The sequence below is a fragment of the Desulfuromonas sp. DDH964 genome (assembly GCF_001611275.1).
GTDB lineage: Bacteria > Desulfobacterota > Desulfuromonadia > Desulfuromonadales > DDH964 > DDH964.
Window position 1 is genome coordinate 3627742 of the sequence record NZ_CP015080.1, and the last position, 12239, is coordinate 3639980.

The 12239-nt window shown below is 63.6% G+C and carries 14 protein-coding genes; all 14 read left to right on the top strand.

Features of this window, described 5'->3' with window-relative positions; genetic code table 11:
• The first annotated feature begins 38 nt into the window (after positions 1-38).
• The 14 genes from ppk1 to phnH all read left to right on the top strand — a co-directional run bounded on the left by ppk1 (position 39) and on the right by phnH (position 12239).
• Positions 39-2207, top strand: coding sequence for a polyphosphate kinase 1 (gene ppk1 / locus DBW_RS16545; RefSeq protein WP_066729058.1), 2169 nt, complete (start codon positions 39-41; stop codon positions 2205-2207).
• 61 nt (positions 2208-2268) lie between these two features.
• Positions 2269-2802, top strand: coding sequence for a helix-hairpin-helix domain-containing protein (locus DBW_RS16550; RefSeq protein WP_066729060.1), 534 nt, complete (start codon positions 2269-2271; stop codon positions 2800-2802).
• 100 nt (positions 2803-2902) lie between these two features.
• Positions 2903-4429 carry a Ppx/GppA phosphatase family protein gene (locus DBW_RS16555; protein ID WP_066729061.1) on the top strand — a complete coding sequence of 509 codons (1527 nt, stop codon included), beginning with the start codon at positions 2903-2905 and terminating at the stop codon, positions 4427-4429.
• Between the two features lie 96 nt (positions 4430-4525).
• Positions 4526-4756 carry a hypothetical protein gene (locus tag DBW_RS16560; RefSeq protein WP_066729063.1) on the top strand — a complete coding sequence of 77 codons (231 nt, stop codon included), beginning with the start codon at positions 4526-4528 and terminating at the stop codon, positions 4754-4756.
• 285 nt (positions 4757-5041) lie between these two features.
• Positions 5042-6217, top strand: coding sequence for a porin (locus DBW_RS16565; RefSeq protein WP_066729065.1), 1176 nt, complete (start codon positions 5042-5044; stop codon positions 6215-6217).
• A 187-nt stretch (positions 6218-6404) separates the two neighbouring features.
• Entirely contained in the window at positions 6405-6686 is a 282-nt protein-coding gene (locus DBW_RS16570) for a hypothetical protein (protein ID WP_066729067.1), read from the top strand.
• Positions 6683-7144, top strand: coding sequence for a phosphate-starvation-inducible PsiE family protein (locus tag DBW_RS16575; RefSeq protein ID WP_066729069.1), 462 nt, complete (start codon positions 6683-6685; stop codon positions 7142-7144). The genes DBW_RS16570 and DBW_RS16575 overlap by 4 nt, the downstream gene beginning before the upstream one ends.
• Positions 7145-7311: 167 nt before the next feature.
• Entirely contained in the window at positions 7312-8040 is a 729-nt protein-coding gene (phnF, locus tag DBW_RS16580; protein ID WP_066729071.1) for a phosphonate metabolism transcriptional regulator PhnF, read from the top strand.
• A gap of 67 nt (positions 8041-8107) precedes the next feature.
• Positions 8108-8911 (top strand): phosphonate ABC transporter ATP-binding protein, encoded by an 804-nt coding sequence (phnC, locus tag DBW_RS16585; RefSeq protein ID WP_066729073.1) that lies wholly within the window; start codon positions 8108-8110, stop codon positions 8909-8911.
• A 43-nt stretch (positions 8912-8954) separates the two neighbouring features.
• A complete protein-coding gene (gene phnD, locus DBW_RS16590) occupies positions 8955-9827 on the top strand; it encodes a phosphonate ABC transporter substrate-binding protein (RefSeq protein WP_066729075.1) in 873 nt (290 codons plus the stop codon).
• A gap of 64 nt (positions 9828-9891) precedes the next feature.
• Positions 9892-10767 (top strand): phosphonate ABC transporter, permease protein PhnE, encoded by an 876-nt coding sequence (gene phnE / locus DBW_RS16595; RefSeq protein WP_082820409.1) that lies wholly within the window; start codon positions 9892-9894, stop codon positions 10765-10767.
• 16 nt (positions 10768-10783) lie between these two features.
• Positions 10784-11254, top strand: a complete 471-nt coding sequence (locus DBW_RS16600) for a GNAT family N-acetyltransferase (protein ID WP_066729077.1) — start codon at positions 10784-10786, stop codon at positions 11252-11254.
• Complete coding sequence (locus DBW_RS16605; protein ID WP_066729079.1) at positions 11238-11669, top strand: phosphonate C-P lyase system protein PhnG; 432 nt, start codon at positions 11238-11240, stop codon at positions 11667-11669. The genes DBW_RS16600 and DBW_RS16605 overlap by 17 nt, the downstream gene beginning before the upstream one ends.
• A gap of 3 nt (positions 11670-11672) precedes the next feature.
• Complete coding sequence (gene phnH, locus DBW_RS16610; RefSeq protein ID WP_066729081.1) at positions 11673-12239, top strand: phosphonate C-P lyase system protein PhnH; 567 nt, start codon at positions 11673-11675, stop codon at positions 12237-12239.

The following is a 12239-nucleotide window of genomic DNA, read 5'->3' on the forward strand; positions in this document are numbered from 1 at the left end:
AAATTGCGCCCCCGGCGCTAACCGCCGAGGAAGCCACCATGAAGGGCGCCCACCCCCCAGTCCGGAAAACCTCGCCCCGGCGCGAGCAGCAGGATCTGCTGACGCCGGAGCTCTACCTGAACCGCGAACTCTCCTGGCTCGAATTCAACCGCCGGGTCCTTCACCAGGTCCGCGATGAGCGGGTACCACTGCTGGAGCGGATCAAGTTCGCCGCCATCGTCAGCTCCAACCTTGACGAATTCTTCATGAAACGGATCGGCGGCCTCAAGCAGCAGATCGGTGCCCGGCTGCAGAGCCTGACCATGGACGGCCGCTCCCCGAAGCAGCAGATCGTCGAATGTTACGGGCGAGTGCGGGAGATTGAGGGGCAGAAGGAAGAGCTCCTGCCCGAGCTGACCCGGCTCCTCGCGGCGCAGGGGATCGCGTTGGTCTCCTACCAGGAGCTGAGCGCCCGCGAACGGAAGCTGGTGCGCGAACACTTCTTCCGTAACATCTACCCCCTGGTCACCCCCCAGGCGATGGACCCGGCCCACCCCTTCCCCTTCGTCTCCAACCTTTCCCTCAACCTCCTTGTCACCCTGCGTGCCCCCCAGGCCGCCGAAATCTCCCTGGCCCGGGTCAAGGTGCCGGTCGGCGCCGGCGCGCCGCGCTTTTTGCAGGTCGGCGAAAAGGAACGCTACATCCCCCTCGAAGAGGTGATGTGCAACAACCTCGACATGCTTTTCCCGGAGATGGAAGTGTTGGGATGCGAGCTCTTTCGGGTCACCCGCAATGCCAACACCGAGCGCAACGAGGAACATGCCGACGACCTGCTGGCGATGATCGAGACCGAGCTGCAGCACCGCAAGTTCGCCCCCATCGTCCGCCTCGAGGTGAAGAACGGTATGGACCCGGTGCACCGCGGCATGCTCGCAGCCGAGCTCGCCCTCGACGAATCGGCTGACGTCTTCGAGGTCGGCGGCATGCTGGCGATGCGTGACCTGCTCGAGCTCGCCGGCCTCGACCGGCCGGAGCTGCGCTATCCGCCCCATATTCCTCTCGACCATCCCCGGCTGCAGACCGAGCGCAACATCTTTCACATCGTCCGCGACGCCGGTTCGATTCTTCTGCATCACCCCTACGAGTCCTTCTCCTCTTCGGTGGAGCGTTTCCTCCAGGAAGCGGGGAATGATCCCAAGGTGCGGGCGATCAAGATGACCCTTTACCGCACCTCGAGCCAGAGCCGTATCATCGACCACCTGATCGCCGCGGCCCGCGGCGGCAAACAGGTGGCGGTGGTGGTGGAACTCAAAGCCCGTTTCGACGAGGCGGCCAACATCCGCCTGGCGAGCCGCATGGAGGAGGTCGGCATTCACGTCACCTACGGGGTGGTCGGCCTGAAAACTCATTGCAAGGTTATCCTGGTGGTGCGCCAGGACTTCAGCGGCCTCCGGCGTTACGTCCACATCGGAACCGGCAATTACCACCCCGGCACCGCCCGGCTCTACTGCGACTACGGCCTTCTGACCAGTGACCCCCTGATCGGCGAGGACGCCACCGAGCTCTTCAACTACCTGACGACCGGCTATACCCCCAAGCGCCCTTATCACAAACTTCTGCCCGCCCCCAAGCTGCTGAAAAAAGCCCTGCTCAGCCGGATTGAGCGGGAGACGGCACTGCACAGCAAGGAGTCGCCGGGACTGCTACGCTTCAAGATGAACGCCCTCGACGATGTCGAGATCATCCGCGCCCTCTACCGCGCCGCCCGCGCCGGGGTGTTAATTGACCTGATCGTACGCGACAGTTGCCGGCTGCGCCCCGGAGTCAAGGGAGTCTCGGAGACGATCCGGGTGGTCAGCATCGTGGGGCGCTTCCTCGAACACACCCGGGTCTACTACTTCCGCAACGGCGGTGCCGAGGAATATTTCATCGGTTCGGCCGACGCCATGCGCCGCAACCTCGAGGACCGCGTCGAGGTCATGGTCCCGGTGGAAGACCCGGCACTGCAGCGGGAACTGGAGCAGATGTTCGAGATCCAGCTCGGCGACCCGGTCAGCGCCTGGGAGATGCAGGCCGACGGCAGCTACCGCCAGCGCCAGCCCGAATCGGACCAGCAGGCTGCCGGCAGCCACCAGCGCCTGATCGAATTCACCCAGAAAAAACAGAAGGACTCGCTGCGGTTTCGCCGCAAGAAAGCCCGCGCCGGCAAAAAGCGCAACCTGCTGTAACGCACCGGTCCCTGCGGGCGAATCTCTTATTGCTGATCGCTAACCGAAAAAGGAGAATCTCATGGAGAGCAGCGCGGTAAAATCCCTGATGCAGCTCAAAGGCCTCGGAGCAGCAAGCGCCCGGAAGCTGGTGGCCACCGGCATTGACGATTACGCCAAACTCGCCGCGGCGGGGGAAGAGGCGCTGGGCGCCATCCGCGGTCTCAACCCGCGCTCGATCCCGGGTATCCTCGAGGCCGCGGCGGCCCGGGCCAATCTCGATTCCGCCGCCGGGGGGAAAAAGGCGGAAGCGGCACGTCTCCAGGAAATCGCCGGCCGGTTGCAGGAGGTCGTCGCCCAGTTTGCCGCGCTGCTCGAAGTGGGCGGTGACGGCGGGACTGGAAAGAAGACCGCGGCGCGCATGAAGAAGGAGATCGACAAGGTCGGCACTCTCCTTGAACAGATCGTGGCCGGATTGCCGGGGCGGTTGAAGCGGAAAAGCAAGGCCCTGGTTAAGAGCGATCGGCAGCTGTCCGAACTCGGCGAGGCAAGTCCGAAACGGATCGCCAAGGGGCTGAAGAAGACCCGCAAGACCCTGAAGAAAGCCCTCGCCTGATATTTCCTGCAGCTCTCGTCGCTCTTTTTCCGTTACACTGAAGGGGAACGGTCAGCAGCCAGCCGTCGCTCCCCTTCAGCTCCCCCAGGAATGGACCCGCATGGCCGAACGCCTCGCCGCCATCGATATTGGCACCAACTCGATCCGCTGCATCGTCGTCGAAACCAACGGCAACGGAGAATTCCGCGTCCTCGATGACGAAAAGGCCACCGTGCGCCTCGGTGAGGGGCTGGCAGCGAGCGGTGCCATCCAGCCGGCGGCCTGGGAGAGGGCCCTCGCGGCGCTGCGGCGGATGAAAAAGATCATCGACGGTCTCGCCGTCACCGCCATCGAAGCGGTGGCGACCAGTGCCGTGCGCCAGGCGACCAATGGCACGGCGCTGCTGGCGGCGATGGCCGAAGCGACCGGGGTCGGGGTGCGTCTGATCAGCGGCGAGGAGGAGGCCTACCTGGCCGCCCGCAGCGCCCGTCACAACTTCGACCTTGCCGGCGGCCGCACCCTGCTGGTCGATATCGGCGGCGGCAGCGTCGAGATCGTCGCAATGATCGGGGACCACGTCGATGAGCTCCATTCCCTTGAACTTGGCGCCGTCGTCCTCTCCGAGCAGTTCCTCCCCCACGACCCGGTGAGTGACGCCGACCTGGATCGACTGCGGCGCCACGTCCGCAAGAGCCTGCACAGCCACCTGAGCCGGGGCACCGTTCCGGTCCAGTACCTGATCGGCTCCGGCGGCACCATGACCAACATCGCCGGCATGGTCATGGCGATGCGCAAGGAGCAGTTCGACTCGTCGCACCACTACGAAGTGCTGAGATCCGAGGTCGTCCATCTGCTGGCGATGCTGGCGCGCAAGGACCAGAAGAGCCGCCGGGCCGTCCCCGGCCTCAACCCGGAGCGGGCCGACATCATCGTGGCCGGGGTGCTGGTGGTCGATGAACTGATGCGTCACTACCGGACCAACCTGCTGCGCATCAACGAAAAAGGGATACGCGAAGGATTGATCCTGCAGTTGCTGGAGAAACATGACCTGCTGCCCCATCCGGCGGCGCGCCGGGACTGGCGCCAGTCGGTGGAGGACTTCGCCCGCGCCTGCCACTTCGACGCCGACCATTCGCAGCAGGTCAATCAGCTCGCGCAACGCCTTCTGGCCGGGGTTGCACCCCTCTGGAGCACGGAAGAGCGGGACGCCCAGCTCCTCGAGGCGGCTGCCCTGCTCCACGATGTCGGCTACTTCATCAGCTACGACCAGCACCACAAGCACTCCTACCACCTGATCCGCCACGCCGACCTGTTCGGCTTCTCTCCCCGCGAGCGCGAACTCGTCGCCAACATCGCCCGCTACCATCGCAAGTCGCTGCCGAAGAAGAAACACGACAATTTCTCCCGCCTGAGCGACGAGGACCGGCTGCTGGTGATGCGTCTCGGCGGCATCCTGCGGCTCGCCGACGGCCTCGACCGGCGCCGCAACCGCCTCGTCACCGGCCTCTCCTGCCAACTCCGGGGAAAGACGTTTCAGGTGCGGCTGGAAGGGAGGGACGACCTTTCGGTGGAGCTTTACGGTGGTGAAACCAAGGGGGACCTCTTCGCCGCCGCCTTCAACTGCCGCCTGGAGTTGCAGGTTGCCTGACTGTTGCCTCCACACCCGATCTTCACCCGCCGCCAACACAATCCTGACATTTCTCCGGCATTCTCGTGCTCAAATTTACAGAAAGGAGCCGATTCGATGCCCTACGCCCTTGACCTGCTCGACAGCGCCACCCCAGGCTGCCCCTATCGCGACAGCAATAACCGCTGCCGCGCCGCCGCCTCCGGCCTGATCCCGGACCGCCGCCGGATCCGCCTCAGCTGCAGCAGCGATGATTACGACTGCTGCCCACTCTACCTCGCCCGGCTGCTGCGCAGCAGCCGCTCGACCTATTGCGGCGCCAGCCGCCACGATCTCTTCCAGAAGTAGCCCCGCCCGGCCGTGCCGCCCCCCTGCCCCCCGTTCCGCCGCCTGGTCGGAAACGGGGATTTTTAGTTTCGGCCTCCCTCCATACTGCGCCGTGGGCCCTGCCCGCCTTCCCTCTGCCCTCGCCAGCTTCCGCGCCCATTACCCGATATGGAATTTAACCGCATACACGTCTTTTCTTAACCCGACGCTAATGCCGGGACGGTCTTCTAGGGCTGTCCCGGGGGTGGCCACTCCCGGAGGCCAGATTTCATTCGTGGCTATCAACCATCACACAGGAGGAAAAAAATGAACCGATCGACCATGAAACAGTTTCTGATTGGCGCCATCGCCCTGGTCGGGCTGGCCGCCACCGCCTTCCCCGCGGTGGCCGGAGTTCGCTACGAAGATGGTGAAAAATGGGTCGAACTGGGTGGCCGCATCCAGCTCCAGTATCACATGACGGACCCCGACGGCGGCGAGAAGACCGACACCATTTTCTTCCGCCGGCTGCGGCCCTATATCGAAGGGAGCATCCACAAGAACTGGCTCGGCAAGTTCGAGTTCGACCTGGGCAAGGCCGAGAACGACAACGAGGTGGCGATCAAGGATGCCTACCTGCGCTACAGCGGGGTCAAGGATCTGAGCATCACCATCGGCAACGCCCAGTTCCCCTTCTCCCGCGAGGACATGACCTCATCGAAGAAGCAGCAGCTGGTCGAGCGGACCTTCGTCGGCGACCATAACTTCGGCACCCCGGAACGGAACGCCGGTATCTTCGCCCACTACAAGCTCCTCGACAAGAAGCTCGAACTCCACCTCGCCGGCGCCGAGGCCAACATCGATCCCGACGCCAAGAAGCTCGACTTCGACACGCCGGTCAATGCCAACGCCGACTTCAACCAGGGCTGGATTTTCGGCGGCCGGGTGGACTTTCACCCCCTCGGCTACATGAAGATGGATCAGGGCGACTTCAAACGCGATGAGATCCGCACCACGATCAGTCTGGCCGCCTTTACCTGGGCCAACGACGATGACAACAATAGTTACACCGATGCTACCACCGGGCTCTCGACCAGTACCAGCAAGGCCGATGTCGACAACGTCAACGGCTTTGAGGTGAGCGCCGGCTTCCGCGGCTTCGGCCTCTCCGTCGATGCCGAGTACAACCTCTTCCAGGCAGAGACCAGCGACAGCACCTTCACCGGCGGTATCTATAAAAATGGTGAAACCGAGCTCAGCAACTACGCCCTCGAAGGGGGCTACATGGTGCTACCCAAGACCATCGAACTGGTTGCCGGTTATGAAGCGATGGACGCCGACAATTACGCCGAGGTCTGGACCCGCACCTCCTTCGGTGTCAACTGGTTCCTCGAAAAGCAGGACATCAAGCTGCAGGCCACCTACCGCATCGGCAGCAACCTGAACGGGGTCAAGGACAAGGACCAGGATGAACTCTTCGTTCAGGCCCAGTACGTCTTCTGACCTCTTGCCCGGCGCAGCGCTCACTGCGCCTCCCTGGCATGCGATGGCGACCCCGCTCAGGTGGGGTCGCTTTTTTCATAAAGCTCTTACCTGGTGAAAACCTGGCCCGAACCAACAACCGCTTTACTTAAGTGGTAACGGCCACCCCCGATCAGAACGCTTCCCCCTCCCCTTCGAAGAGGACCGTGTGGACATACTTGAGCTGTGGTTGCTCTGCGCACTGTTTACCGTGCTGCTGCACCTGCTGCCGGCCCTGATCATCGACCGGCGCCTCGCCCTCGGAACCTGGACCCGGATCGGTCTGGCCTTCTTCTTCCTCCTTGGCCCGCTGGGGCTGCTCCTCGAGTGTTGGCTCCTCTCCACCGTCCTTCAGGATATCCTCGGCCATCTTGCCGAGACGGCGGGGAATCGCCGGCACCGTGAACGGAAGCCCGCGGTCTGGAACCGGATCGCCGGGAGGCACCTATGATCACCCACTATTTCCCCGACCGCCAGGCGACGGGGGTCTGGTTCGAACAGCTCAGCCGCATTCTGCTCTGTCTGCTGATCCTGGCGATACTCGGCAGTATCGTCTCCGGCATTATCCGCGCCCTGATCGACGTCGAGCAGGCACTGCTGGCCCTGGGCCCCGGTCCGGCATCTCCGGTTGGTAACCGTGCAGTGCTGATCGATGTGCTTGGCGTCCTGGCAATGATGGAGGTTTTCCGCACCGCCATGACCTACCTCGTCGAAGGGAAGGTCAAGGTCACCTACATCATCGACACCGTGCTGGTGGCGCTGCTGACCGAACTGCTCGCCTTCTGGTACCACGAGGTCGACCTGGCGCGGGTCGCCATGTTGCTGGCGCTGGTGGTGGTCCTGATGGTGCTGCGCATCCTCGCCATCCGCTTCTCACCCAACCGCCGAGCCCTCTGCGACGGCCTCTGAGGCAGGATTCGGCATCTGTGACGAGAAGGTATTTTCCCCTAACAATTCGATTTTTTCCTAATCAAACACTAATCCGCTGTAACCAATTTTTCACCTGATTCTTGCCCGGACCAAACTCGCCGGTTGGAAACTGTCATCAGCTTGTATAGACAAACAGGGAGAAGCAGATGGCCGAGAGGTCTGCAGGCCTGGCACGTTACCGCCAGATATCACGCCGAATCGAGGAGGAGATCGAATCGGGCCGTTACCCGATCGGTCATCAGCTGCCGACCGAGCACAACCTGGGTCTGCGTTACGGCGTCAACCGTCACACCGCCCGGGAGGCCCTTCGCCAGCTCAAGGACAACGGTCTCGTCTACAGCATCCGCGGTAAAGGGACTTTCGTTGCCAGCGACAAGGTGCCGTACCAGGTTTCCAAAAAGGTCCGCTTCAGCTCCGCCATCCTGGAAGCCGGCCTGCTACCTGGAGCGCGGTTGCTCGGGGCCGGCCTGGAGCAGGCCGATCCCTGGCTGGCCGCCCGCCTGGAACTGGAACCGGGTGCGCCCATCCTGGCTCTCGAAATTCTTCGCTCGGTCAACGGGATCCCCTTCAGCCTCGCTCTCTCCTGGCTGCCGGGTGACCCCTTCGCCGGATTGGTCGACTATCTTGGCGAAGGCTTCTCCCTGTACGCCCTGCTGCGGGACCTGCACGGAATCGATGCCAGCCGCAAGTCCTCGATTTTCGAAGTAACCCTGGCGAAGAAGCGCGAGGGCGACCTGCTGCAGATTCCCCGCTCCGTCCCCCTGCTGACCACGCGCAGTCTGGCCACCGATCAGCACCAGCGCCCGATCGAATATTGCGTCAGCCGGATGCGCGGCGATCTGGGGAGCATCGTCATCGATTTTGCCGGCAAGTGAACTATTTTCAACCAGGGAGTCCCGGCCGGCAAACCTGCCTCCGGAACTCCCTGGCAGAGGAGACACCATGCAGATCCAGACCCAGCAGCTGATCCTTGGTTACGGCCGCAAGGAAGTCGTCAAACAGGTCGATTTCCATGTCAACAAGGGGGAATTCATCAGCATCATCGGCCCCTCCGGCGTCGGCAAATCGACCTTGCTGATGGGTCTGAACGGGACCACAGCGATCCTCGGCGGCCAGATCTCGGTTCTCGGCGAAAACCTCGCCACCATCTCCAGCGCCGCTCTCAAGCAGCTGCGGGCCCGGATCGGTGTCATTTTTCAGAGCTACAACCTGGTCGCCAGAATGAGCGTCCTCGACAACATCGCCAGTGGCATGCTCCAGCGCAAGGCGCTCCTGCCGGCCCTGATCAAGCTCTACCGGCGTGAGGAATACGAGGAAATTTCCGAATACATGAAGGTGGTCGGCATCGAACACGAAGCCCTGTCACGCTGCGACCGGCTCTCCGGCGGCCAGCGCCAGCGGGTCGCCATCGCCCGCGCAGTGGCGCAGAAACCGGAAATCATCCTTGCCGACGAGCCGATCTCCTCCCTCGATCCGATCAGCGCCCGCCGGGTGATGGACACCCTGCGCGGCGCCAACCAACGCTACGGCATCACTGTGGTCTCCAACCTGCACCAGCTTGACTACGCCCGTGAGTACTGCAGCCGGGTGATCGGCATGCACGGCGGGCGGATCATTTTCGACGGGCCGCCGAGTGAACTCGACCGGCAGACCATCGACGAGATCTACCGCGGCTCCCAGCACCACCCCCACGACATGCCGCGGATCAAGGAATACCTCCCTGCGGCCGCCATGGCCCAAGCCTGATGGTCAAAATCACCATGAAATTCATCAAACAAAGGAGAAACCCATGAAACGCATCAAGCTGCTAGTCGCCGCGCTGCTCGCTGCAGCCCTGCTCTGCCCCACCCTGGTTCTGGCCAAGGACGCCGACTGGCCCGACAAGCTGACCTTCGGGGTCATCCCGACCGAGTCGTCGAGCAACGCCAACGAGCGTTTCGAGATCCTGGTCCAGTACCTGGAAAAGCGCCTCGGCTTGCCGATCGAGTTCAAGACCAGCACCGACTATGCCGGGGTGATCACCGGCATGCAGTTCAAGCACGTCGATTTCGCCTACTTCGGACCCAAGTCCTACTGTGAGGCCGCCGCCCGTGCCAATGCAGAGGCCTTCGCCATCGAGGTCGGCCTGGACGGCACCAACGGCTATCACGGGGTGATCATCACCAAGAAAGGCTCGGGCCTGAACAGCCTGGCCGACATCAAGGGGAAGGTCTGGGCCTTCACCGACCCCAACTCCACCAGCGGGACCCTGGTGCCGACGGTCTTCTTCACCCAGGAGATGAAGATTGTCCCCGATGAGTACTTCTCCAAGGTCATCTACTCCGGCAGCCACGAGGCGTCGATGCTCGCCGTCAAGGGGGGCAAGGTCGACGCCGCCTCGACCAACGACCTCGACATGGTCCGCGGCGAAGGGAAGCTCTGGAACAAGGACCAGGACTTCAACATCATCTGGACCTCGAAGCTGATCCCCGGCTCGCCGATGGCTTACCGCAAGGACCTCCCCGCGTCGCTGAAGAAGGCACTCAAGGACGCCTTCCTCGCTTTCGACGACCAGCAGGGGCTGGCGGCACTCAAGCTCTCCAAGTACGACGACGTGGCCGACGCCGACTATGACCCGATCCGTGATCTGATCGAAGCCAAAAAGCGCCTGGCCAAGAAGTAATACCCGCCCCGACCGGCACGGACCGCACGGTCCGTGCCGGTCACACCTGAACGAGAGCTATGCCATGTCGACCGTCACCCCCTTGAGCCTGGACGAGATCCGCCGCCGGACCAACCCGTTCCAGCCCTTCAACCTGGTGCTCGCCGTGCTGATTCTGGTGACCATCGGCTGGAGCTGGCATGCCACCGAGATGAGCCTCCGGGCGCTACTCGATGGCTGGCAGAACATGCTGGTCTACCTCCAGGGCAACCCCGGCATCGAGAACAGCGGTTTTTTCCCGCCCAACGCCAGCAGCTACCGCATCGGCCGCTACCTCGCCTCGATGTTGGAGACGGTGCAGATGGCGTTCCTGGCCCTGCTGCTGTCGGTAGCGATCGCGTTTCCGCTGTCACTTCTCGCCTCGCGCAACACTCTGAAGATCATCGTCCCGGGGCGCCGCCTCCCGTCGCAGATCCTGCGCCAGGCGCTCTATACGGCGGTGCGCTTCTTCGCCAACCTGTCGCGCTCGATCAACGAACTGGTCTGGGCCCTGCTCTTCGTCTCGGCGGTCGGCCTCGGGCCGATGCCGGGGATCCTGGCGCTCGGCGTCCACACCTCGGGCGTGCTGATCAAGCTCTTCTCCGAGGGGATCGAGGCGGTCGCCCAGGAGCCGATCGACGCCCTCACCGCCACCGGCGCCGGCTTCGTCAAGGTGATCCGCTACGCGGTCTTCCCGCAGATTCAGCCGTTCTTCGTCTCGATGACCCTCTACCGCTTCGAGTCGGACGTGCGCTCGGCGACGATTCTCGGCTTCACCGGCGCCGGCGGCATCGGCGTCTACCTCTACGACAAGCTGCGCAGCTACGAAAACCAGGACGTCACCACCATCCTGATCATTATCGTCATCACCGTCGCCCTGGTCGACCGACTGAGTGCGGTGATCCGAAAGAAATGTACTTAAAGGTAAAGGGGTACCCATGAGCCTGACTTTCCGTGAAATCGACGAGACCGACCTGCCGGCGGTGCTGCGGCTCTACGCCCAGCTCGGCGAAGACGATGGCCGGGTGCTGACCCTGGAGCAGGCGCGAGACATCTACCGGCGCATGCGCTCCTATCCCGACTACCAGCTCTACCTGGCCGAACTGGACGCCGAGCCGGTCGGCACCTTCGCTCTGCTGGTGATGGACAACCTCGGTCACCTCGGCGCCCGCTCGGCGGTGCTGGAGGACGTGGTGGTCGACACCCGGCTGCGCGGCCGCGGCATCGGCAAGCAGATGATGGAATTCGCCAACCGGATTTGTCTAGACAAGGGGTGTTACAAGATGAGCTTCTCCAGCAACCGCAACCGCAAGGCGGCGCACCGCTTCTACGAATCGCTCGGCTTTCGCCGTCACGGCATCAGCTTCTACATCGATTATCGGGAGGGGGGGTATGAGCCTGAACCTTGACGACATCCCGACCCTGGTCGGGCAGATGGAACCGGCCGCCATCGACCGGTTGCTGCTGGAACTGGCCGCCACCGAGGAGATCGAGATTATCCGCACACCGCGCTCCGGGCTGGTGATGATGACCTGCCGCGACGCCTTCGACTGCGACTTCCACCTCGGCGAGGTGCTGGTCAGCGAGGCCGAGGTGTGCTGCCGCGGAGTGCACGGTTACGGCATGGTGCCGGGAGACGACCCGCGCCGCGCCCTTGCCCGGGCCGTGGCCGAGGTGATCATCGCCGGCGACAACCAGCTGCTGCGGCAGCGCCTGAACCGGCTGGCAGCCGAGCAGCGGCACCTGCTGGAGCAGCAGCAGCGGGACGCGGCGGAACTGGTCGCCCGCACCAAGGTGCGCTTCGACCTCATGCCGGGGAGTTGAAAGATGACCAGCCAGGCCCTGCTCCACCAGGAAGAGATCACCCAGCACACGGTCTTTCGCGCCCTGTTGCAAGCGACCAGCCGGCCGGGAACCCTGCAGCGGCTGCCGGTCGCACCGCAGGCCACCCCCCTGTTCAGCCTCCTCGACTGCCTGCTCGATCCGGAGGTGAGTTTCTCCCTTGCCGCCCCGGACCTGCAACTCGGCGATGCGATCCGCCAGCGCTGGGGAGCGGCCGAATGCGCTGTCGAAGCGGCCGGTTTCTTTATCGCCCCCCAGGGGCGCAGTTACGGCCAGCTTGAGCGGCTGTCGCGCGGAACCCCCGAGTACCCCGACCGGGGTGCGACGGTCATCTACCAGGTCGAGTCGTTCGCGCCCGGCGGCCTCACCCCGCTGCTCTCCGGTCCGGGCATCAAGGACCGGCTGCGGGTTTCGATTCACGGGCTCGATCCGGCCGAGCTGCCGCTTCTTCGCCTGGTCAACAGCGAGTTCCCGCTCGGGGTCGATGCGATCCTGCTCAGCCCCGGCGGCGAGCTGCTGTGCATCCCCCGCTCCACCGAAATCGGAGACTGA

Bases quoted from the DNA above. Each gene is read 5' to 3' on its own strand.
- DBW_RS16575 (WP_066729069.1), top strand. From the start codon at position 6,683: ATGATCACCCACTATTTCCCCGACCGCCAGGCGACGGGGGTCTGGTTC.
- phnF (WP_066729071.1), top strand. From the start codon at position 7,312: ATGGCCGAGAGGTCTGCAGGCCTGGCACGTTACCGCCAGATATCACGC.
- DBW_RS16560 (WP_066729063.1), top strand. From the start codon at position 4,526: ATGCCCTACGCCCTTGACCTGCTCGACAGCGCCACCCCAGGCTGCCCC.
- DBW_RS16605 (WP_066729079.1), top strand. From the start codon at position 11,238: ATGAGCCTGAACCTTGACGACATCCCGACCCTGGTCGGGCAGATGGAA.
- DBW_RS16600 (WP_066729077.1), top strand. From the start codon at position 10,784: ATGAGCCTGACTTTCCGTGAAATCGACGAGACCGACCTGCCGGCGGTG.
- phnD (WP_066729075.1), top strand. From the start codon at position 8,955: ATGAAACGCATCAAGCTGCTAGTCGCCGCGCTGCTCGCTGCAGCCCTG.
- ppk1 (WP_066729058.1), top strand. From the start codon at position 39: ATGAAGGGCGCCCACCCCCCAGTCCGGAAAACCTCGCCCCGGCGCGAG.
- DBW_RS16565 (WP_066729065.1), top strand. From the start codon at position 5,042: ATGAACCGATCGACCATGAAACAGTTTCTGATTGGCGCCATCGCCCTG.
- phnC (WP_066729073.1), top strand. From the start codon at position 8,108: ATGCAGATCCAGACCCAGCAGCTGATCCTTGGTTACGGCCGCAAGGAA.
- DBW_RS16555 (WP_066729061.1), top strand. From the start codon at position 2,903: ATGGCCGAACGCCTCGCCGCCATCGATATTGGCACCAACTCGATCCGC.
- phnE (WP_082820409.1), top strand. From the start codon at position 9,892: ATGTCGACCGTCACCCCCTTGAGCCTGGACGAGATCCGCCGCCGGACC.
- DBW_RS16550 (WP_066729060.1), top strand. From the start codon at position 2,269: ATGGAGAGCAGCGCGGTAAAATCCCTGATGCAGCTCAAAGGCCTCGGA.
- phnH (WP_066729081.1), top strand. From the start codon at position 11,673: ATGACCAGCCAGGCCCTGCTCCACCAGGAAGAGATCACCCAGCACACG.